The organism is Hymenobacter sp. J193, from assembly GCF_024700075.1.
In the GTDB taxonomy this organism is placed as follows: domain Bacteria; phylum Bacteroidota; class Bacteroidia; order Cytophagales; family Hymenobacteraceae; genus Hymenobacter.
The window spans coordinates 347,924-369,737 of sequence record NZ_JAJONE010000001.1; the positions used below are offsets into that span (position 1 = coordinate 347,924).

Genomic DNA, 21,814 nt, shown 5'->3' on the forward strand with positions numbered 1-21,814 from the left:
TGATTCTTTCTTTCTAATTCATCCTTCATAATTTCTTTTCAAAATGGCTCATCCTAAACGCCGGACCTCCACCGCAGTCCGCAGAAAGCGTCGCACCCACTACAAGCTCACTCCGAAGCCCGTTTCCATCTGCCAGAACACCGGCGAGCTGCACCTGCGCCACAAGGCCTACGTGGTTGACGGCGACCTGTATCTGAACGGCAAAGTAGCCATTAAGGACTACGCGCCCGTAGCCGCCGCGGCCCCCGCCGACGCCGACGAAGAATAGCCTCCGCTCTTTCCAAACTGCCCTCTTCTCTCCGTTCCTCCTAGGTGAGGATGCCGGCCGTCTTTCAGCCCCGTGCGGGCCGGAAGACGGCCCCGGAGGTTCTCTCCCAGACATCTTGAACGTTCGTACATGAAGATAGCCCTGGACGCTATGGGGGGTGACTTTGCCCCGCAGGCTGCGGTCGATGGCGCGGTATTGGCGGCTAAATCCCTGGCCGGCAAAGCCCAGATAGTGCTGATTGGTCAGGAAGACGCGGTGCGCCCCCTCCTGGACCAGCACGGCGAAGCGGCCGCCGACATCCTGTTCGTTTCTGCCTCGCAGATCATCGAAATGGGAGAGCATCCGGCCAAGGCCTACCAGCAAAAGCAGGATTCCAGCATTGCCGTGGGCTACCGCATGCTCCACGCGGGCGAGGTCGAAGCCTTCTGCTCGGCCGGCAACACCGGCGCCATGCTCGTCGGCGCTATGTTTTCGGTGAAAGCCGTACCTGGTGTACTGCGCCCAGCTATTGCGAACTTCGTTCCCAAGCTGCACGGCGGCTTCGGCATCATGCTCGATGTGGGCGCCAATGCCGAGTGCAAACCCGAAATGCTGGAGCAGTTCGGCGAGCTGGGCTCTTTATATGCGCAGTATGTGCTGGGCATTGAGCAGCCTAAAGTGGGCCTGATGAACCTGGGCGAGGAAGAAGGCAAAGGCACCGCGTTGCTTCAGGCCGCTCACAACCTGCTGAAGGTGAATCCTCATATTCACTTCATTGGCAATATCGAAGGCCGCGACCTGTTCAACGACCGGGCCGACGTCATCATCTGCGACGGGTACACGGGCAACGTGCTCCTGAAGATGGCCGAGTCGATTTACGACATCATGGCCGAAAAAAACCTGCACGACCCCTTCTTCGACAAGTTCAACTACGAAGCGGTAGGCGGCTCCCCTATTCTGGGTATCAACGACAATGCCATTATCGGGCACGGCGTGAGCATGCCGGCTGCTATCTGCAACATGCTGATGCAGGGCTACCAAATGGCGCACTCGGGCATTTCCGACCAGATAAAAAACACCTTCAAGTCTTAGCGACTAAGTCCGGCCCCGGCCGGACTTTTTCTTAGCCGCGCTTTTTCGTTTATCCGTTTTCGATGAAAGTTACCGCTGCCATTACCGGAGTGGGTGCCTACGTACCCGATTACGTGCTGACCAACCAGGAGCTCGAAACGCTGGTAGACACCACCGATGAGTGGATTACCTCCCGCACCGGTATCAAGGAGCGCCGCATTCTGAAGGGCGAAGACCAGGGCACGTCCGTCATGGGCATCAAGGCCGTGGAGCAGCTGCTGGCCAAAACCAACACCCGGGCCGAGGAAATTGACCTGCTGATTTGCGCCACCACCACGCCCGACATGGTGTTTCCGGCCACGGCCAACCTCATTACGGCCGGCGTAGGCGCCACCAAGGCCTTTGGCTTCGATATGCAGGCCGCCTGCTCGGGCTTCCTGTTCGCGCTGACTACCGGCGCCCAGTTTATCCAGACCGGCAGCTACAAGAAAGTAGTGGTAGTTGGCGCCGATAAGATGTCGGCCATTGTGGACTACACCGACCGCGCCAACTGCATTATCTTCGGCGATGGCGCGGCCGCAGTGCTACTAGAGCCCAACACCGAGGGCTACGGCCTGCTCGACCAGCAGCTCCACTCCGATGGCAACGGGGCCCGCTACCTGCACCAGAAAGCCGGCGGCAGCCGCCGCCCCCCAACGGCCGAAACGGTGGCCAACCGCGAGCATTACATTTACCAGGAGGGTTCCACGGTGTTTAAGTTTGCCGTAACCAACATGGCCGACACCGCCGCCCTGGTAGCCGAGCGCAACCACCTCACCGCCGACGATATTGCCTGGCTGGTTCCCCACCAGGCCAACAAGCGCATTATCGATGCCACGGCGCACCGCGTGGGCATCGGGCCGGAAAAAGTGATGCTCAACATTCATCGGTTTGGAAACACTACCAACGGCACCATTCCGCTGTGCCTGGCTGACTATGAAGGCCAGCTCAAGAAAGGCGACGACCTGATTTTCGCGGCCTTCGGCGGCGGCTTCACCTGGGGCGCGCTCTACGTGAAGTGGGCCTACGATGGCGCCGCCGTAGCCACCGGCATCTAAGCCGGGTTAGGCGGCACGCACGCGGAAAACCTCTATACTTGCGACTTCAATTAAGAATGCAGGAAGAAAAGATGAAGTTTATGGCTGCCATCGGCTGGAGCTGTGTCGTTCTGCATTCTTGATTACCAATTTCAATTTCCCCACCCCATGGCCACTACTGCCGATTTTCGCAACGGGCTCGTGTTGAATTATAACAACGAGCTGCACGTCATCACCGAATTCCAGCACGTGAAGCCCGGCAAAGGCCCGGCCTTCGTGCGCACTAAGCTCCGCAACATCAAAACCGGCCGCGTGATTGACAACACGTTCAACGCCGGGGTGAAGGTGGAAACGGCCCGCGTAGAGCAGCGCCCCCATCAGTACCTGTACAAGGATGAGTACGGTTTCACGTTTATGGACAATGAAAGCTTTGAGCAGGTAGTGCTGCCCGAGGCCATGGTACCCTTTGCCGACCTGATGAAAGAAGGCCAGGTAGTGACTATCCTTTTCCACGCCGAAACCGAGCAGCCGCTCACCGCCGAGCTGCCCACCACCGTAGAGCTGGTAGTGACGTACACCGAGCCCGGCCTGCGCGGCGACACCGCTACCAATACGCTCAAGCCAGCCACGGTGGAAACCGGCGCCCGCATTCAGGTGCCGCTGTTCATTGATACCGACACCAAAATTCGCATCAAGACCAGCGACTACTCCTATGTCGAAAGAGTCAAATAAGCAGCCCACCAAGCCCTCAGCCGCCGCCATGAAAGCCAAAGAACTGCAAGACCTGATTGACTTTATTGCCAAGTCGGGCCTGAACAAAGTCAACATCGAAACCGAGGAATTCAAAATCTCGGTGCAGCGCGAGCCCAGCACCAAGGTGGTGAGCAGCGGCGTGGCTGTAGCGGCCGCTCCGGCACCGATGGCCGCAGCTCCCGCCCCGGTAGCCGCTCCGGCGCCCACAACGGCTTCGGCCGCACCAGCTGCTCCGGCGGCTGAAGCCGCCGGTGGTAACTACGTGCCCCTGAAGTCGCCTATGATTGGTACGTTCTACCGCAGCAGCTCGCCCGACGCGCCGCTGTTTGTGCAGGTGGGCGACCTGGTGGAAAAAGGTCAGGTTATCTGTATTATCGAGGCCATGAAGCTGTTCAACGAAATCGAAGCCGAGCAGTCGGGCCGCATCGTGAAGGCCATGGTGGAAAACGCTTCCCCCGTGGAGTACGACCAGCCGCTGTTCCTCATCGAGCCGATGTAATCCTGCTGGGGTCTTAGGGTCTTGGGGTCTTGGGGTCTTGGTTTTCTTAACGGAAACCAGCTCAGGACTATAAGGCCCTTCCTTTTTATCTAAGACCCCAAGACCCTAAGCCCCCAAGACCCAATGTTCAAAAAAATACTGATTGCCAACCGGGGCGAAATTGCGCTGCGCATTATCCGCACCTGCAAGGAAATGGGCATCAAGACGGTGGCCGTGTACTCCACTGCCGACAAAGAAAGCCTGCACGTGCGCTTTGCCGATGAGGCCGTGTGCATTGGCCCGCCCGCCTCTGCGCAGAGCTACCTGAGCATTCCTACCCTCATTGCTGCCGCCGAAATCACCAATGCCGATGCCATTCACCCAGGCTACGGCTTCCTGAGCGAAAACGCTGAATTCTCGCGCGTGTGCCAGGAAAACGGCATCAAGTTCATCGGAGCCTCGCCCGAGATGATCAACCAGATGGGCGACAAGGCCTCGGCCAAAGCCACCATGATTGCGGCCGGCGTGCCCTGCATCCCGGGTTCCGTGGGCTTGCTCGACTCGGTGGAGCAAGGCAAAAAGGTGGCGTCTAAAATCAAGTATCCGGTTATTCTGAAGGCCACGGCCGGCGGCGGCGGGCGCGGCATGCGCATCATCAACGCCGAAGACGAGTTCGAGAAAGCCTGGAGCGACGCCCGCACGGAAGCCAAAGCGGCCTTCGGCAACGACGGCGTGTACCTGGAGAAGTTTGTGGTGGAGCCCCGGCACATCGAAATCCAGATATGCGGCGACCAGTACGGCCGCGTGTGTCACCTCTCGGAGCGCGACTGCAGCATCCAGCGCCGCCACCAGAAGCTGGTAGAAGAGGCGCCTTCGCCTTTTATGACGGAAGAGCTGCGCGAGAAGATGGGTAAGGCCGCCATTGCCGGCGCCTCGGCCATCAGCTACGAAGGCGTGGGCACCATTGAGTTTCTGGTGGATGCCAACCGCGACTTCTATTTCATGGAGATGAACACCCGCATTCAGGTGGAGCACCCCGTGACGGAGGAAATCATCAACTACGACCTCATCAAGGAGCAGATAAAAGTGGCCGCTGGCATCCCGATTTCGGGCGACAACTACTACCCCCGGATGCATGCTATGGAGTGCCGCATCAACGCCGAAGACCCGGCCAAGGACTTCCGTCCCTCACCCGGCAAAATCACTACCCTGCACATTCCTGGCGGCCACGGCGTGCGCGTGGATACGCACGTGTACGCGGGCTACCAGATTCCGCCCAACTACGACTCGATGATTGCCAAGCTCATCACCGTGGCCCAGACGCGGGAAGAGTGCATCGTGAAAATGAAGCGTGCCCTGAGCGAGTTTGTGGTGGAAGGCGTGAAAACGACCATTCCCTTCCACCTCGCCCTGATGGACAACGCCGACTTCCAAGCCGGCAACTTCACCACCAAGTTCCTGGAATCCTCCTTCGACTTCTCGGTGCTGTAGCCCCTCACAGTATTTTTGCTTGCTCCAATGCCTGGCGTCATCGTCAGGCATTGTTGTTTACAGACATCTTACCCACAACACACGTAGGTACCTTGGTCTTCGAAAATGAATTGTCATTTGCCTGGCTTGCAACTGACAATAGAAAACTGGCAACCAACTATGTGGTGGATTTACGCCTTGCTTTCGGCCGTTTTTGCGGCGCTTACCGCGGTGCTGGCCAAGGTTGGAATAAAGGGCGTTGATTCCAACTTGGCTACGGCTATCCGAACATCGTTTATTCTGGTGCTGGCCTGGGGCATTGTGTATTTCCGGGGTAGCGTGGGCGAGTTGCAACACTTGTCGCGCACGACGTGGGCGTTTCTGGGCTTATCGGGGCTGGCTACGGGGCTGTCGTGGATTTTCTATTTCAAGGCTTTGCAGTTGGCGCAAGTGTCGCAGGTGGCACCTGTGGACAAACTGAGCGTGGCCCTGGCTATTGGTTTGTTGGTGGTGTTCCTGGGCGAAAAGCTTACCTGGCAAACGGGCCTGGGGGCAGGGCTCATCCTTTTAGGCACCTTGGTGCTGGTATGACGCTGAAGCGTCTACGCCAAGGTATTAGAAACCGCGAGGCCGATTGTACTTATTAATTATAAGCGAATACTTTTCAAAGGCGAAATTTCGCCTTTAGCAAATTTATATAAACTTATAAATCATTGTTATACAATTGATTATTACACAATTCACCATTGAAACATTTTATACAAATGACAAAATTATATCCTTATAATATGTAGCATAATATCTAGTATTGCTGGCACAATCCCCTACCAAAACCCCACCATTTATGAGAAAGTTTTTAGCGGCGGCCCTGCTCGGGCTGTCTGCCACGGGCACCCTTGTGTCTTCGTGCACCAAGGATGTGGTGACGCCCATTGCCCCGGCGCCCCTGGCGGCCTCCACCACGCAAAATGCCGTACCTACCAACGGCGTGATGATGCAGGCCTTTTACTGGGATGTACCCGTCAGTACCCCGGCGGGCTCCTGGTGGCAAAACCTGGGCTCCAAGGCGGCGGAGCTGAAGGCGGCGGGCATCACGGCCCTCTGGATTCCGCCGGCTTACAAAGGCGGCAGCGCCACCGACGTAGGCTACGGCGTGTATGACCGTTACGACCTGGGCGAGTTCAACCAGAAAGGCACCGTGGCCACCCGCTACGGCACCATCGGGCAGCTGCAGTCGGCTATTACGAGCCTGCACGGGCAGGGCATTCAGGTGTACGAGGACATGGTGATGAATCACCTGACCTGGGCCGACGCACAGGAAAATGTAAATGGCAACCTGGTGTACACGAAGTTTAACTTTCCCGGCCGCGGCAACACCTACAGCAGCTACAAGTATACGTTCAACAACTTCACCGGTACGCAACAGGCACCTAACAACGGCTGGTACCAGTGGAAAAGCTGGGACTTTCAGCCCTACGCTAACAACGACGCCTACGACAACCTGCTGGGTTCGGAAATCCAGTACAACAACAACGCGGCTAACGCTACCGAAACCATCAACTGGGGCAACTGGATTACGTCCAAGCTGCAGCTCGACGGCTACCGCCTCGATGCCACCAAGCACATCTACACTCCCTATGTAAATCAGTGGCTGGATGCGGTGAAGGGCAGCAGCGGCCGGTTTGCCGTGAGCGAAGCCTGGTTCCGCAACCTACAGGATATGAACAACTATGCTGCTGCCACCGGCGGGCGCACCAGCCTGTTCGATGTGCCGCTGCACTACACTTTTCAGGACATGAGCAACGGCAATGGCTCCTGGGATATGCGTGGGTTGCAGTTTGCCGGCTTTACTGAGGCAAATGGGCCGCTGTCGGTTTCCTTCGTGGATAACCACGACACCGACCACCCCGGTGCCCTCTACTCGCCCGTGACAAACCTGAAGATGCTGGCTTACGCCTACATCCTGACGCGCGAGAAAGGCTACCCTTGCGTGTTCTACCGCGACTTTTACGAGTACGGCCTCGGCGCGCAGATCAAGAAGCTGACCGCCATCCGGCAGGCCAACGCTTTTGGTACAGGCTTCGAGTACACCAGCGTAAACGACGCCGACGTGTATGCCTACTCCCGCGCCGGCGACGCCTCGCACCCCGGCTTGCTGCTGCTGCTCAACGACGGTTCCTCGGCCCGCTCCAAAACCATTACCACGCCCTTCAAGAGCAAGACCCTGACCGATAAGACCGGCAACAATACCAGCACCATCACCACCGACGCCAACGGCACGGGCGTGTTCCCGGTGAATGCACGCTCGTACTCGGTGTGGGTGCCCGGCAGCACTGGCGGCACCACGCCCCCTCCCACCACCGGCACCACGGCCGTGACCTTTAACGTGACCTACAGCAACACCGTATCGGGCCAGGACGTGTACGTGATTGGCAGCACGGCTCAGCTGGGCAGCTGGAACACGGCCAACGCCATCAAGCTCAGCGGCGCGGCCTGGCCTAAGTGGGGCGGCACCGTAAACCTGACCAGCGGCACGAGCGTGCAGTACAAGTACATCCGCAAAGATGCGGCCGGCAACGTGCTCTGGGAAGGCGGCTCCAACCGCACTTTCACGCCCTCCGGCACCAGCCTTACGCGCACCGACACCTGGCAGTGAACGTACACACTGCTTTCTACCAAACAAGGCTGGCTCCGGGAGCCGGCCTTGTTTGCGTAAGGGCACTGCTGTTTCGGTTATGCGGGCAGTGGCTGGTACACGCCGAACAGCAGGTTGCTGGGCTCCTGCAGCAGCAGCTCGTCTTCCCGCTGGAAAAGCTCCTGCAGCAGTGCCTGGGTGGCGGGGTCTTCGGCCAGAAAATGGTGGGCAATATCCTTGAGTACCAGCGTGAGCAGGTTGCCGCCTAGCCCGGCCTCTTCCAAAGGCACGAAGTGCCGCCGGAGCGCGGGCACAATCCGGTCTGACTCCACCGCCTCCGAGGGGTCAGCCAGGTACATGCGCAGGCGGCCGGGGCCGCTGACGTGGCGCTTGATTTGGGACGACAAAAACCGCTGCCGGTAGCGGGCAGGCAGCACCTCGCGCAGGGCCGCGTTGGCGGCGCGCAGCTGGCGGGGCGTCCATTGCAGACAGGCCGGCCCTACGTAATCGTTCAGGACAAGCAGGCCGCCGGGCACCAGCGCCTGCCGCACCCGCGCCACAATGCCTTCCACATCCCGGAAATGGTGCAGGGCCGAGTGGAACAAGACCACATCGTAGGTGGCCGGCGCCAGGTTCAGGCGGTTTACGTCGGCTACCTCGGTCTGGAAGTTCTGGAGGCCCTCGGCCTGCGCGGTAGCGGCCGCCTGCGCCAGTAGCCGCTCAGCAATATCGAGGCAGTGGACTTGGGCAAACTGCGGCTGCCGGGCAAAGACCAGCTCGTGGGAACAGGCCCCACTACCCAGCGAAAGCAGCCGCAGCCCGGTGCGGTCCGCCAGATAGCGGCTGGCCACGTAAGCTTCGTAAGGCATAGCCGCGTCGCCGCTGATTTTCTCGTTCCAGCGCCGCCGCACGGCCGGCACCTGCCACCAGTTGGCGGCCTGCAGCGCGGGGTCATCGAAGGCGCTGCGGGTGCGGGCCAGGTTGCTGGGCACCAGCTTGGAGAGCAGGAACGGCAGCCCGCGCTGCCGCAGCTTCGCCAGGGTTTCCAGAAAGTCGTCGGTGGTCAGCCAGGGCATCAGGCCAAACTTACGAAGGTGGCTTCGATTAAGAGGCAAGTCAATGTAAGTACCATAAGGCAACTACATATAAGATTCCCTTATTTTGCAGTTACAAGCTGAATTGTTGTAGACGTCTGCTTTTGGATACACCGTGAGAAAATTACTAGTATTGGTTTTGTGTGCCGGCCTACTGTCCCTCACGGCTAATGCCCAAAATCAGCAGAAGCCTACACTCGCGACAAGTATACCGGCTTACAACAAAGCAAACCAGCTGGATTCAACAGGTTGGATTTTCACGGTCCGGCCCCGGCCGCAGGTCATTGACGCAACATCCGGCATGGCTCGTTTTAGAATGGTTATCAACGCAGCCGGCAAGGTTGACTCTGTGACTACTGTGAGTAGTACAGTATCTGCAGCCCAGGAGGCTATTTACCGCCAATCGTTGCTTGCCTGCTCTTTTCAGCCATTAAGTGGGAGCCCCAAGCGGGCTGTTGGCTTCTATACGTTCCGGCTTACTGTGCGCTAAACAAAAGAGCCGACTTCGTAGTCGGCTCTTAATTTCTCAACTCACCGGCGGGCTGTTCGTTTCGATTTCCGTCACCAGCTCCCCGTACCATGCCTCGCCGTACTTGCGAATCAGCGGCTCCTTCAGGAACTGGTAGATGCGCACGCCCAGGTTGGCTCCGAAGGAGCAGGCTGGCGAGCAGATGTTCCACCGGTCGTAGTTCAGTGCTTCGAAGTCCTCGTACTTGGTGATGCGGATGGGGTACAGGTGGCAGCTGATGGGCTTTTTGAACGAGGTAGCCCCGGCCAGGTACGCTTCTTCAATGCCGCACTTGAGAATACCCCGCTCGTCGTAGAGGGCGTAGGCGCACTCCCGGTCGCCGATGGTGGTGGTGCTGTAGTCGTCTTCCCAGTCTTTGATGTAGAGGCCCTGCTCCTCGATGGCGGCGCGGCCAGCCTCGGTCAGGAAGGGCTTGATGTTTTCGTACTCCTGCTCCAGAATGGCCAACTCGGCGGTTTCGAGCGGAGCGCCCAAGTCACCCTCCACGCAGCAGGCCCCTTTGCAGGCCTCCAGGTTGCAGACGAAGAAGTTGTCCCGAACGTCGTCGGAAATGACGGTATTTTGAATGATAATCATGGTAGGGGTTCCCGCGGAGGGCGCAGAAGGTTTCGCAGAGGGCGCCGAACGTTCTGCGTCTTCGGCGAAACCTTCTGCGCCCTCTGCGGGAAATCGGACACACAAAGATAACCCGGTTTCCATGCCCCACCTGAAAGCTGTACCTTTGCTAACAAGCCAACAAGCTTAGTTTCCGACTGACTTTCGCATGGGACTGGATTATCTTTCGTTATTGAACCCCTCGCAGGCGGCCGCCGTGATGCAAATCGACGGGCCCTGCATGATTATAGCCGGCGCGGGCTCGGGCAAAACCCGGGTGCTCACCTACCGCATTGCCAACCTCTTGGAGCAGGGTGTCGACCCGTTTCACATCCTGGCCCTCACCTTCACCAACAAGGCGGCCAAGGAAATGCGCGCCCGCATCGAAAAGGTGGTGGGCCCGAACGCCAAGAACCTGTGGATGGGCACCTTCCACAGCATCTTCGCCCGCATTCTGCGCTCCGAGGCCGACAAAATTGGCTACCCGCGCTCCTTCACCATCTACGACACCCAGGACAGCAAAACCCTCATCGGTCAGATTCTGAAAGAGCTGGAGCTGGACGATAAGCTCTACAAGCCAGGCATGGTGCTGAGCCGGATTTCCTCGGCCAAGAACAAGCTGATTTCGGTGCAGCAGTACCTGAACGACCCCGTTATCCGGCAGGACGATGAGGCGGCTATGCGGCCCAAGCTCGGCGTGATTTACCAGCAGTACGCCGCCCGCTGCTTCAAGGCCGGAGCTATGGACTTCGACGACCTGCTCTACCAGACCAACGTCTTGTTCAAAGACCACCCCGATGTGCTCAACAAGTACCAGCACATTTTCCGGTACGTGATGGTGGACGAGTACCAGGACACCAACTACTCCCAGTACCTGATTGCCCGCAAGCTGGCCGCCAAGGACCGCAACATCTGCGTGGTGGGCGACGACGCGCAGAGCATCTACGCCTTCCGCGGGGCCGATATTCAGAACATTCTCAACTTCGAGAAAGACTACCCCGAGCTGCAGGTCTTCAAGCTGGAGCAGAATTACCGCTCCACCAAAACCATTGTGAAGGCGGCCAACTCCGTCATCAAAAACAACCAGGCCCAGCTGCGCAAGGACGTTTTCTCCGACAACGAGGAAGGCCCGCTGATTGAGGTGCTCAAAGCCGCATCCGACAACGAGGAAGGCAAATTGGTGGCCAACAGCATCTACGAGGACAAGATGAATCAGCACTTGTCGTACGACGACTTTGCCATCCTGTACCGCACCAACGCCCAGAGCCGGGCTATGGAAGAGGCCCTGCGCAAGCTCAACATCAAGTACAAGATTGTGGGCGGCCTGAGCTTCTACCAGCGCAAGGAAATCAAGGACTTGGTGGCTTACCTGCGTCTCACCGTCAACCCCAACGATGAGCAGGCCCTGCGCCGCGTCATCAACTACCCCAAGCGCGGCATCGGCGACACCACCATTGCCAAGCTCATTAACGCGGCTGAGGAAGCCAACCACACCATCTGGGAAGTGGTGGCCAACGCCGACCAGTTTCTGCCCACGCGCGCGGCCAACCCCATCGTGGACTTCGCAGAGAAAATCAAGGCCTACACCGCCGTAGCAGCCAAGGAAGATGCGTTTGAGGCCGCCAAGTTCATTGCCAAGAACTCGGGCCTGATTGAGGACCTCTACGCCGACAAAAGCATTGAGGGACTGAGCCGCTACGAGAACATCCAGGAACTCTTGAATGGCGTGAAGGCCTTCGTGGAAGACCCCGAGCGCGAGGAAAAGAGCCTCGGCGCCTTTCTGCAGGACATTGCCCTCGTGACGGACGCCGACACCAAGGATGCCCAGAGCGAAGGCGAGCAGGTAACGCTGATGACGATTCACTCGGCCAAGGGTCTGGAGTTTCGCAACGTGTACATCGTGGGCCTGGAGGAAAACCTGTTCCCGAGCCAGATGATGATTACCTCTCGGGCCGACCTGGAGGAGGAGCGCCGCCTGTTCTACGTGGCCATCACGCGGGCCGAGAAAAAGCTGACGCTCAGCTACGCCACTTCCCGCTACCAGTGGGGCAACCTGCGCTCCTGCGAGAAAAGCCGCTTCCTCGACGAAATTGACCCGCAGTACGTGGACTTCAAGTTCTCGGCCGGGCCCATTGGCAGCGCTGGGCCGGGCGAGTCCCCGTTCGGGCACGTGTTTGAGCGGCGCAGCAACCTGGTGCCGCAGGCCCCGCGCAAGCTGGCCGCCACCAAGTACACCCCCCCGCCGATTTCAAGCCCTCCGACACCAGCAACCTGCAAACCGGCCAGCGCGTAGAGCACCCCAAGTTCGGCTTCGGCACCGTTACCAAGCTCGAAACCGTGCAGGGCTCCACCAAAGCCATTATCGAGTTCGAGGAAGTGGGCGAAAAAACCCTGCTCCTGAGCTTTGCCAAGCTGCGGGTACACTAAGCCCCGCCCGGCCTTGATTTAATTCGTTCTATCTTGGACAAGCGCGTTCGGCGCGCCTGTCCTTTGCCTGTCAGCATGCCTCCCGCCAGCTCTGGTTCCAAAACTAGGGCCGGGGGGCGGTTTGACGTATATTTGCCGACCTTTTCCTTGCCCATGCCTTTACCTTCCCTGCATAAACACGAGTTGCTCCAGCGTGAGTACGGCCAGAGCACCTACCAGCTCATCCAGCAGCTCCACGATATCGAAGACCGCGACGAGCGGACCAAGCGCGCCCACCAGTTGGTACAGCTGATTTTCCGCCTGCAGCCGCAGCTGCGCGACCAGCCCGACGCCCAGCAGAAGGTGTGGAACCACCTCTACGAAATGGCCGATGAAAACCTGGACATTGACGCGCCCTTTGAGCTTAAAGGCTTAAAGGAGCTGAACCAGCACCCCAAGCCCCTGCCCTACCCCCAGAAAGTGCTGAAGCTGCGCGCCTACGGCCGGGGCGTGGAGCTGATGGTGGAGAAAGCCTTGTCGCTGGAAGACCCGCAGGAGCGCGAGCAGGCCACCATCACCATTGGCCGCACCATGAAGTTCCTGTACCGCTCCCACAACAAGGAAAACGCCAAGGACGTCACCATCCTCAAGCACCTCAAGGACCTTTCCGGTGGCAAGCTTACTCTCGACCCCGTTCAGGTAGAAGCCCAGGGCTTGTTTGAAACCGCCGCTGCTCCCGCCACTACTGGTGGCCGTCCGGCCCCCTTCATCGTGCCGCAGCCCCGCCAGGAGCGCCCCGACCGCGAAGGCCGCCGCAGTGGAGGTGGCGCTGGCAACCGCCGCGACAAACAGCGCCGGGGCGGCAAGAAAAGCCGCCAGGAGCCCCAGCAACCCCCGCAGTAGTTTTTAGCTGTCCGAGTCAAGTTGTCCGTCGTCAGGCTGCACCAGCCTTTGGCGACGGACAATTTCACTTGTCAACGAACAGCTACCATTGCCATCAGGGGGCCGAAAAACTGACCACGAACAACGAACAATCTGTTACTACATGGCTTCATTTGAAGTAATCGGCGGCCAACCGCTGAAAGGCGAAATCATCCCTCAGGGCGCTAAAAACGAAGCCCTGCAGATTCTGTGCGCCGTCCTGCTCACGCCCGAGCCTGTTACCATCAGCAACATCCCCGACATCCGGGACGTGAACAAGCTCATTGAGCTACTGCGCGACATGGGCGTGAAAGTAGGCAAGCTGGCTTCCGACACCTACCGCTTCCAGGCCGACGCCGTCAACCTCGACTACCTCGACACGCCTGAGTTTGTGGCCCAGGCCGGCGCTTTGCGCGGCTCCGTTATGATCCTGGGGCCTATGCTGGGGCGGTTTGGTAAGTGTCAGCTCCCCAAGCCCGGCGGCGACAAAATCGGCCGGCGGCCCATGGATACGCACTTCCTCGGCCTGGAAAAGCTGGGCGGCAAGCTCACCATGGAAGGCTCCGATTTCTACCGCATCAAGGCCGAGAATGGCCTGACGGGCACTTATATGATGCTGGACGAAGCCTCCGTGACGGGTACGGCCAACATCGTCATGGCCGCCGTGCTGGCGAAGGGTACCACTACCATCTACAACGCGGCCTGCGAGCCGTACCTGCAGCAGCTCTGCAAGATGCTGGTGCGCATGGGCGCGCAAATCAACGGCATTGGCTCCAACCTGCTCACCATTGAGGGCGTGGAAAGCCTGGGCGGCACCGACCACCGCATGCTGCCCGACATGATTGAAATTGGCTCCTTTATTGGCCTAGCGGCCATGACAGGCTCCGAAATTACCATCAAGGACTGCCAGATTCCGGAGCTGGGCATCATCCCGGACACCTTCCGCAAGCTGGGTATTCAGCTGGAGTTCCGCGGCGACGACATCCACATTCCGGCGCAGCCTCACTACGAAATTGCTACCTACCTCGACGGCTCCATTCTGACGGTTTCGGACCACACCTGGCCTGGCTTCACGCCCGATCTGCTCAGCATTGTGCTGGTGGTGGCTACCCAGGCGAAGGGCACCGTGCTCATTCATCAGAAGATGTTCGAGTCGCGCCTGTTTTTCGTGGATAAGCTCATCGACATGGGTGCCCAGGTAATCCTCTGCGACCCCCACCGCGCCACCGTCATCGGCCTGGACCGCCAGAAGCAGCTGCACGGCATCAACATGACCTCGCCCGACATCCGGGCGGGCGTGGCCCTGCTCATTGCCGCACTTTCCGCCGAAGGCCGCAGCGTGATTGACAACGTGGAGCAGATTGACCGCGGCTACCAGTACATCGACAAGCGCCTCTCGGCCCTCGGCGCCCAGATCCGCCGCCTGTAGCAGCCCGTTTGGTGCTTGGCCAAATAACTCACATACACAATTCTTCCCCTGAGCCGCCCGGTTTCTGCTTGCAGAGGCCGGGCGGCTTTGCGTTTGCTGCCGGCAGTGGGTTACGTTTCAGGAGTGCCGGTATGAAGAAGCAGAAGCTGCGCGGCTTTTTCATCCATTTCAATTCCCCTTTCTTCCGATGAAAAAGTATTTGCGTCTGCTCCCGCTGGCGGGGCTGATGCTGGTTGGGTGCGCCCAGCAGCAAGCCCCCGAAACCGTTGAAGAATCCCCAGCGCAGGAAATAGTGGTTCCTGCCGCCACCGAGCTATCGGGCATTCCACTGGGCCGGCTGTGGCAAACCCGCCGCCCCGTGATTTATGAGGGCGAGATGCGCATGGCCGTACAGGATTTTGCAGCGGCAACCAGCCGGCTGGATACCGTACTCTACCAGCATCATGCTTACCTGGCCGAAGCGCACGAAGCCAGGGAAGACAGCCGCCACACGCAGCGGCTTACCATTCGGGTACCTTCAACTCAGTTTCTGGCGCTTACCGTGGCGCTGGGCCGCCTGGGCTACGTCGAAAGCAAAGACATCCGCTCCCGCGACCTGGCTACGGAGCAGCTGCGCGTGCGCACCATTCCCCGCGCTGCCACTGATACCACTACACTCTCGGCCCATGACCGGCTGCTGGCGGAAGAAGCCACGCTGGGGACGCTTCATTTGCAGTATTACCAGCCGGTTCCCACCGAAATGGAACCCCAGGCCCCGCTGTTTCCGCGTTTGGCAGCAGGCCTGCGCTACGGCTGGTATCTGCTGGGCGAATCTTTGATAGTCGTCACGTATTTCTGGCCACTCACGTTGCTGGTTGGTGCCTGGCTCCTTTACCGGTGGCGACGCGCCTTAATTTCCCGCTGAAAATGCTCCGTACGCCCAAGCTGAAAATGAAACCGCCCGACTACGCAGCATAGTCGGGCGGTTTCATTTTCAGCACTGCCGATCAGTCGACCACCATATCCACTACCGCCGTCACCAACGAAAGCACTACGCTGAACAGCAGCGCCGCCAGGAAACCATCAACTTTGAAGCCGGGCAGAATCCAGTCGGCCAGCAGCACGATAACGGCATTGATGACCAGCAGAAACAGCCCCAGCGTGAGCACGGTAATCGGGAAGCCCAGGATTTTCAGAATCGGCTTCAGGATGGCATTCAATACAGCCAGCACCAGCACCAGCAGAACAGCGTCTTTGAAACCGCCAATGTGCGAGCCGGGCAGGTACATGGCCAGCACGTAAGTAAGAATGGCCGTGAGAATGAACTTGAGAATGAAGCCCATAACAGTGGAGAGAGTTGAGAGTGAAGGGAGATCTGTACTGGAACCAATTATAGCGCCGGGCTAATGTACTCTTTCCCGCGGGCTTGGGTTATTCCGGCAGTTCGTTTAGCCAACAAAAAAGGTCTACTTCCCTACGGAAACAGACCTTTTTCTCATAGTTGAAAGGCCAATTAGCCGGCCATGCCGCTAGCTTTCAGGTGGCCCTGTGAAACAGCCATCCAGTTGCACATCTGGTACAGGAGGCGTGCGCCCACGTTGCCGTTCCAGTCGGTTTCGCCGGGGGCTACCTCGTTCAGGTCGCAGCCGATGATCTGGCGGCCGGAGCGCACCACGGCCCGGATCAGGTAAAGGGCTTCCTCAAACTCCAGCCCGCCGGGCACGGGCGTGCCGGTACCGGGGCAGAGCTTGGGGTCGAGGCCGTCGATATCGAAGCTCAGGTACACCTTGTGGGGTAGCTGGGCTATGATTTTGCCGCACATCTTCTTCCACGACTTCTTCTCATACATCTGGTCGCGCAGGGAGCGGTGGTGAAACATGGCCACCCGGCCCCCGGAGTGCGCAATCAGGTCGGCTTCCTGCTGGCACAGGTCCCGGATGCCTACCTGCACCAGCTTCTTAACCTGTGGCAGTTGCAGGGCGTTGTACATGATGGAGGCGTGCGAGTACTGGAAGCCTTCGTAGGCAGGGCGCAGGTCGCAGTGCGCATCAATCTGCAGAATCCCGAACTCCTCGTGGCGCTGGGCCAGCGCGTGCATATAGCCCAGCGGGGTGCTATGGTCGCCGCCCAGCACCACCACGCTCTTGCCTGCGTCAAGCAGGGCGCCGGTCTTTTGCTGCAGCCACGCCAGCAGTTCCTGTCCTTTGGCGGTGATGGCAGCGGGTACGGACGCAAATTTTGCCCCACCTTTCGCGGGCCGTCCGGCTTCCAGCCAGCCAATGTACTCTTCCGACTGCTGCCGTAGCATATGGCTTTGCTGGGACCAGGTTTCGTCGATTTCCTCCATGGCAATTCCCAGGCGCCAGGCATCCGGCACGTCTGGGTCGTAGAGGTCTACCTGGGCGGAAGCGTCGCGGATGGCGGCGGGCCCGGCCGCAGTACCGGCACGGTACGACACAGTCACTTCCCAGGGCACAGGCACTACCACTACCTGGGCTTCAGCGGGGGTGAAAGGCAGGCCAAACAACCCGCCGCTGGAATCCCCAACGCCGTTGGGGTCAAACTGAGCAAGCTTTTCTTCGAGCGAAGAGGTGGACATGAGCAGAAAAGAAAACGGCGGAACGCGCTTAAGCGCCCGCCGACTGCGTATCAAGGAAGTTGTAGCCGCGAATGATTTCCAGAATCTTCACAAACGTGGCGCGGTCAAAGAACAGCATCAGCGGCAATTCCACGGAGCTGTTCTGATCAGAGAACTGGGTGATAACCGAGAAAATCAGCGGCTGAAACCCCGGGTTGTGGCTGATAAGGCTGTTCAGGGAAATGGTCACGTCGCCATTGGAAGCGGCTGGCGGTGCCCCGTAGATGTGGGCCTTGAGAATGTTGGCCAACTGCGTAACCAGCGCACCGGTGATGATATTGCTCATCTCCAGCAGCAGGGACTCCTGCATCTCATTTATATCAATGGACTCCGGCACGTCCATACGCAAGCACACTTTGGAGAGGCGCTGCACATGCTGACCGGAGAACAGCATCAGGGTGGTGCCGTTGAAATCTCCACGGATGTCTGACTGAATGATGCGGTGACTGGTTTCGTACTGGCGCACGGTTTCTATCACGCTTTCGGCCGTGACCAGATCCAGGTTGGGCACCTCCAGCAATACCTTTTCCTGCGCAATAACTGCGAATGAGTCTGCCGCGCGCGCCAGGCCGATATTGAGAATCTCACGGATGATATCCCGCTCCAGTTCCGTCATGTGCAACTCCATACTCTCAAATCGGTTGGCCGGCTCATGGTGCGGGGCACCCCGAGCCAGGGTATGCAATACGTTGATTAAGGTCTTTTGGCCAGAAACACTCGGGTTATGGCCGGCACATCCAACACCAGGCATACCTGCCCACTGCCCAGCAGCGTAACGCCGCCAAACAGATCAATGGTATCCAGGGGTTGAGACATGGGTTTGATGACAATGTTTTGCTGGCGTACAAACCGGTCGACGATGAGGCCCAGCCGCCGGTTGTTGTAGTTGGCAATGATGATGTCCTGCCGCCCGTGCAGCTCGCTGCGGTCGGCGGGAGGCAATGGTTCGTCGCCGGAATGCAGCAGCTGCCGCAAGCTCACTACCGGCACGTTTTCGCCCTGCACTTCGGCCAGGAGCATACCGCCCACCACATGCAGCTGCTGCGGCCAGAGGGATACCACCGAGTCGATGTGCATGAGCAGCAGGGCGTAGCTGCGGCCTTCCAGTTCAAAGAGCAGGGCGCCTTTTACGGCAATGGAGGTGGGCAATACCAGCGTAAAGGTAGTGCCCTTGCCCAGTTCCGAGTCTACGCGCAGCTGCCCGCCGAGGGAGTCGATGGCCAGCTTCACGACATCCAGGCCCACGCCCCGGCCCGAAATGTCAGTTACTTCCTTGGCCATAGAAAAGCCGGGCTCAAAGAGGAAAGCCCGCACGTCGCTGGGGCTGAGCGAGGCCGCAGCGCCGGCACTTACCAGCCCGCGCTCCACGGCTTTGCGCCGCACGCTTTCCACATTGATACCCTGCCCATCGTCGCGCACCTGAATGAGTACATCGTCGCGCTCCGTCGAGGCCAGGATAGCCAGCTCCCCTACCGGCGGCTTGCCAACCTTTTCGCGTTCGGCGGGCTGCTCGATGCCGTGCCCGATGGCGTTGCGTACCAAGTGCAGGAGCGCATCGGTAATGATCTGGAGAATGTTGCGGTCAATCTGAATATCCTGTCCGCTGATGGTCAGGTTGACTTCCTTTTGCTCGGCTGTAGCTACGTCGCGCACCACCCGCGGAAACTTGTTGAACAGCGACCCAACGTTTACCAGGCGGGCATCCATTACACTGTACTGCAGCTCATCGGCAATGCGGTACAGGTGCGAGGCTACCGCCTGAAGCGCCGGATTGCCAATTTCCTGGCCCAGGGTAAACACCCGGTCGCGGTCAATAATTAGTTCTCCAACCAGATTCAGCAGATGATCAAGCTTCTTGATTTGGATATAAACCAGGTCCGAAAGCTCCAGCTTGCGGGAGTCTTCGGTAGCCAGCTCGCCTTCCAGAATGGGCTCTTCACCTTTCACCAGCCGGTCGAGGTTGGCCAGCAACATGCTTGCCTCGGGTAGCGGCGCGTCCTCGCCAATGGCCCGAATGATGACGCCAATAGTATCGATGCCGCCAAAGATGACAGGAATAACCGAGCCCGTGAAGGATTTTTCCTTGCTGCGAATCAGACCGAAGATAGTCTCCATGCCGTGGGCAATTTCGCCCAGCTCATTGAAGCCCATGGCCCGTGCATTCGCCTTCAGGTTGTGCATCAGCCGGAACAGCTCATTGAGTGCGGCGTCGGCCTGGGGGTTTTTCTCCAGCTCGCTGATATGGCGGCCCATGGCGTCGTAGTACTCCAACGCTTCCGCCATGAACATTTCGCGGTATTCCTGGTCCCGTGATTTCATCCGAGCGAGAGTTGGGAAACAGAACGGGCCTGCGCATGGGCAGGCGACGCCGCGGAACCATACCGGTTTATAAACTCGGCAATACTATGCAAAGGCAACACCTGGGAAGCCAGTCCGGCCTGGATAACTGATTTGGGCATCCCGAATACCGTAGCCGACTGCTCATTCTGGGCAATGATGGTGCCGCCCTGGGCGCGCACCAGCTGCGCGCCGGCCGTACCGTCGCTGCCCAGTCCACTTAGGATAACGCCCGTGACCTTCCGCCCGATCGTGCGGGCCAGAGAAGCCAGCAGCAGATCGATGGAAGGCACATCGAAGCCCGGCATTTCCGTGGAGAATTCGGTTTGCCAGCCCAGCCAGGGCCCGTTGCTGATCGGGCGTACCACCATGTTCTGCCCACCGGGAATGACCATGATCTTGCCCGGCTCCAGCCGCGACTCATGGCTGGCAGCCTGCACCGGCAGCGGGGATATGCGGCGTAAACGCTCCACAAACGAGGCCGTAAAATGAGCCGGCAAATGCACGGCTACCAACACGGCCTGCTTCAGAGTAGCTGACAACTGCTGCACAACCTGCTCCACGGCTTTGGTGCCACCAGTAGACCCTCCGAGCACGATAACGCCCTGAAGCGGTGCCAGCAATGTAGCTGGCCTGGGAACTGGTGCCGAAACCGGGGGAGCACCGCCCGAATTTTGCGCCAGAAATCGGTCCGCTGCTGGGCGGCACCAGTGTGCTCCCGGGGCAGCAGCGGCAGTATATAATCGTACACTCCAAAGCGGGCTACCTCGCGTAGCATGCCTGGCAGCGGCAGGCTATTGGCATACAACAGTACGGGTACAGGACGCAACCGATTGAGTTGAGCCAGAACCGGTAAGGCGCTTTCCCCCGCAATGACCAGGCTGGGCCGCAGCCGCTGGCATTGACGCACCAGTTCCTCCGCAGTGCCCCCTGAGCCTACCACCCGCATATCGGGCGCAACCGCCAGCCAACGGGTCAGCTCCAGGCGCGAAAGCCCCGGTAGCTCACCAAGCAAGACGGTATTAGGTTCAGGAGATAAGCGAATCACGGAAAAAGGAAAGCGTGGCGAAAGGGTATGACTAGAGCCGTAGGCTGACAGCCGAAATAGTCGTCAGCCGGGCTATTACTGAGCTTCGTCGGTATCGGAGGCTGCTTCGGCCGCGGCGCTGCCCTGTTGCAAGGCGGTGCTCACAATCTCCAGCACCTTCTCTTCCGAAAATGGCTTCACGATATACGCTACGGCTCCACTTTCCAGCGCTTCGTTTACAATCACTTCCTGCCCAACGGCGCTGCACATCACGATGCGCACCTCGGGCTGCTCCTGCCGAATGCCTTTCAGTACATCCAGGCCCGTATTATCGGGCAGAATTACGTCGAGGGTGATAAGGTCGGGGCGGGTGGCGGTGGCCATTTCCAGGGCCTGCTGGCCGTTGGCTGCTTCGCCTACCACCTCGTAACCGGCGTCGGTGAGCATATTCTTCAGCATCGTGCGCATGTAGAACGAGTCGTCTACGATGAGAATGCGGTTTTTCATAAATGAGGGAAACGGGGTGTGACGGGGAAAACGGTTGGGACTACGTACGGGAACGTGCCCCGGAAGATTCTCCGCGTGTGTTCAGTTGCATGATTTCGGCTGGCGTCAGCAGCTTCATCATGTCCAGCACGATGATGATGCGTCCTTCCAGCCGGGCAATACCTTCAATGTATTTTTCCTGAATCCCGTTGTCCTGGATGAATTCGGGGGCTTTCTCAATGGCTGAGATGGGCAGGGAAAGCGGCTGGGGCACTTCCCGCACTACAATGCCGATGGTGTAGTCCTTGGCCTCAATGGCCAGCGTGTAGGACAGCCCCTCGGTGGTAGGCTGATGGCCGCGGCGCAAGCCAAACCGCTCCTCCAGATCGATGATGGCAATAATGTCGCCCCGCAGGTTGGCAATGCCCTTCACGAAAGCGGGCGTTTTGGGCATCTGGGCAATTTCCGGAGTGATGGTCACTTCCTTTACCTGCTCGATGCGCACGCCGTATTCCTCGCTGCCCAGCTTGAAAATAATCAGCTGAATAACGGCTTCCTGAACGACCTGCTTTTTACTTACGCTGGCTTCTGTTTGCATACTGCTGCGCTTGAAACGCTACCGGCTAAAGGCCAGCGGTGGAGCA

20 protein-coding genes and 1 pseudogene are annotated in these 21,814 nt (G+C 58.9%); 12 read left to right on the plus strand and 9 right to left on the minus strand.

The window, feature by feature from the left end:
- The first annotated feature begins 43 nt into the window (after positions 1-43).
- From rpmF to LRS06_RS01615, 8 genes are all read left to right on the plus strand, one after another.
- Complete coding sequence (rpmF, locus tag LRS06_RS01580; protein ID WP_196954738.1) at positions 44-268, plus strand: 50S ribosomal protein L32; 225 nt, start codon at positions 44-46, stop codon at positions 266-268.
- 129 nt (positions 269-397) lie between these two features.
- The gene (gene plsX / locus LRS06_RS01585) at positions 398-1,339 is read left to right on the plus strand and encodes a phosphate acyltransferase PlsX (protein WP_257869863.1); all 942 of its coding nucleotides are present in this window, start codon (positions 398-400) and stop codon (positions 1,337-1,339) included.
- 62 nt (positions 1,340-1,401) lie between these two features.
- The gene (locus LRS06_RS01590) at positions 1,402-2,415 is read left to right on the plus strand and encodes a beta-ketoacyl-ACP synthase III (protein WP_257869864.1); all 1,014 of its coding nucleotides are present in this window, start codon (positions 1,402-1,404) and stop codon (positions 2,413-2,415) included.
- A gap of 147 nt (positions 2,416-2,562) precedes the next feature.
- Complete coding sequence (gene efp, locus LRS06_RS01595; RefSeq protein ID WP_149072786.1) at positions 2,563-3,126, plus strand: elongation factor P; 564 nt, start codon at positions 2,563-2,565, stop codon at positions 3,124-3,126.
- A 28-nt stretch (positions 3,127-3,154) separates the two neighbouring features.
- Positions 3,155-3,646, plus strand: a complete 492-nt coding sequence (gene accB, locus LRS06_RS01600; RefSeq protein ID WP_257869865.1) for an acetyl-CoA carboxylase biotin carboxyl carrier protein — start codon at positions 3,155-3,157, stop codon at positions 3,644-3,646.
- Positions 3,647-3,769: 123 nt separating this feature from the next.
- Positions 3,770-5,116: an acetyl-CoA carboxylase biotin carboxylase subunit gene (accC, locus tag LRS06_RS01605; protein WP_257869866.1), complete on the plus strand. Its 1,347-nt coding sequence runs from the start codon at positions 3,770-3,772 to the stop codon at positions 5,114-5,116.
- A 159-nt stretch (positions 5,117-5,275) separates the two neighbouring features.
- Positions 5,276-5,686 (plus strand): EamA family transporter, encoded by a 411-nt coding sequence (locus LRS06_RS01610; RefSeq protein WP_257869867.1) that lies wholly within the window; start codon positions 5,276-5,278, stop codon positions 5,684-5,686.
- A 253-nt stretch (positions 5,687-5,939) separates the two neighbouring features.
- Complete coding sequence (locus tag LRS06_RS01615; protein ID WP_308239859.1) at positions 5,940-7,751, plus strand: alpha-amylase; 1,812 nt, start codon at positions 5,940-5,942, stop codon at positions 7,749-7,751.
- Between the two features lie 77 nt (positions 7,752-7,828).
- Here the strand turns inward: LRS06_RS01615 and LRS06_RS01625 are convergent, their stop codons facing one another.
- Complete coding sequence (locus tag LRS06_RS01625; RefSeq protein WP_257869868.1) at positions 7,829-8,806, minus strand: class I SAM-dependent methyltransferase; 978 nt, start codon at positions 8,804-8,806, stop codon at positions 7,829-7,831.
- A gap of 544 nt (positions 8,807-9,350) precedes the next feature.
- On the minus strand, positions 9,351-9,929 hold the full coding sequence (locus LRS06_RS01630) for a DUF3109 family protein (RefSeq protein ID WP_257869869.1): 579 nt from the start codon (positions 9,927-9,929) through the stop codon (positions 9,351-9,353).
- A 193-nt stretch (positions 9,930-10,122) separates the two neighbouring features.
- On the opposite strand from LRS06_RS01630, the pseudogene LRS06_RS01635 reads away from it, so the two are divergent.
- The 4 genes and pseudogenes from LRS06_RS01635 (at position 10,123) to LRS06_RS01650 (ending at position 15,607) form a co-directional block, all read left to right on the plus strand.
- Positions 10,123-12,374: pseudogene (locus LRS06_RS01635) on the plus strand (ATP-dependent helicase).
- Between the two features lie 153 nt (positions 12,375-12,527).
- Positions 12,528-13,256 carry a DUF4290 domain-containing protein gene (locus LRS06_RS01640; RefSeq protein WP_257869870.1) on the plus strand — a complete coding sequence of 243 codons (729 nt, stop codon included), beginning with the start codon at positions 12,528-12,530 and terminating at the stop codon, positions 13,254-13,256.
- Positions 13,257-13,398: 142 nt separating this feature from the next.
- A complete protein-coding gene (gene murA, locus LRS06_RS01645) occupies positions 13,399-14,703 on the plus strand; it encodes a UDP-N-acetylglucosamine 1-carboxyvinyltransferase (RefSeq protein ID WP_257869871.1) in 1,305 nt (434 codons plus the stop codon).
- Between the two features lie 187 nt (positions 14,704-14,890).
- Entirely contained in the window at positions 14,891-15,607 is a 717-nt protein-coding gene (locus LRS06_RS01650) for a DUF4349 domain-containing protein (RefSeq protein ID WP_257869872.1), read from the plus strand.
- An 82-nt stretch (positions 15,608-15,689) separates the two neighbouring features.
- Here the strand turns inward: LRS06_RS01650 and LRS06_RS01655 are convergent, their stop codons facing one another.
- The 7 genes from LRS06_RS01655 to LRS06_RS01685 form a co-directional block, all read right to left on the minus strand.
- Complete coding sequence (locus LRS06_RS01655) at positions 15,690-16,025, minus strand: phage holin family protein (RefSeq protein WP_257869873.1); 336 nt, start codon at positions 16,023-16,025, stop codon at positions 15,690-15,692.
- 170 nt (positions 16,026-16,195) lie between these two features.
- Complete coding sequence (locus tag LRS06_RS01660; protein ID WP_257869874.1) at positions 16,196-17,281, minus strand: agmatinase family protein; 1,086 nt, start codon at positions 17,279-17,281, stop codon at positions 16,196-16,198.
- Positions 17,282-17,309: 28 nt separating this feature from the next.
- Entirely contained in the window at positions 17,310-18,005 is a 696-nt protein-coding gene (locus tag LRS06_RS01665; RefSeq protein WP_257869875.1) for a chemotaxis protein CheC, read from the minus strand.
- Between the two features lie 8 nt (positions 18,006-18,013).
- Complete coding sequence (locus LRS06_RS01670; RefSeq protein WP_257869876.1) at positions 18,014-19,639, minus strand: chemotaxis protein CheA; 1,626 nt, start codon at positions 19,637-19,639, stop codon at positions 18,014-18,016.
- Positions 19,636-20,280, minus strand: a complete 645-nt coding sequence (locus LRS06_RS01675; protein WP_257869877.1) for a CheB methylesterase domain-containing protein — start codon at positions 20,278-20,280, stop codon at positions 19,636-19,638. The genes LRS06_RS01670 and LRS06_RS01675 overlap by 4 nt, the downstream gene beginning before the upstream one ends.
- A 500-nt stretch (positions 20,281-20,780) precedes the next feature.
- Complete coding sequence (locus tag LRS06_RS01680) at positions 20,781-21,191, minus strand: response regulator (RefSeq protein ID WP_257869878.1); 411 nt, start codon at positions 21,189-21,191, stop codon at positions 20,781-20,783.
- A gap of 40 nt (positions 21,192-21,231) precedes the next feature.
- On the minus strand, positions 21,232-21,768 hold the full coding sequence (locus tag LRS06_RS01685; RefSeq protein ID WP_257869879.1) for a chemotaxis protein CheW: 537 nt from the start codon (positions 21,766-21,768) through the stop codon (positions 21,232-21,234).
- Between the last annotated feature and the right edge of the window lie 46 nt (positions 21,769-21,814).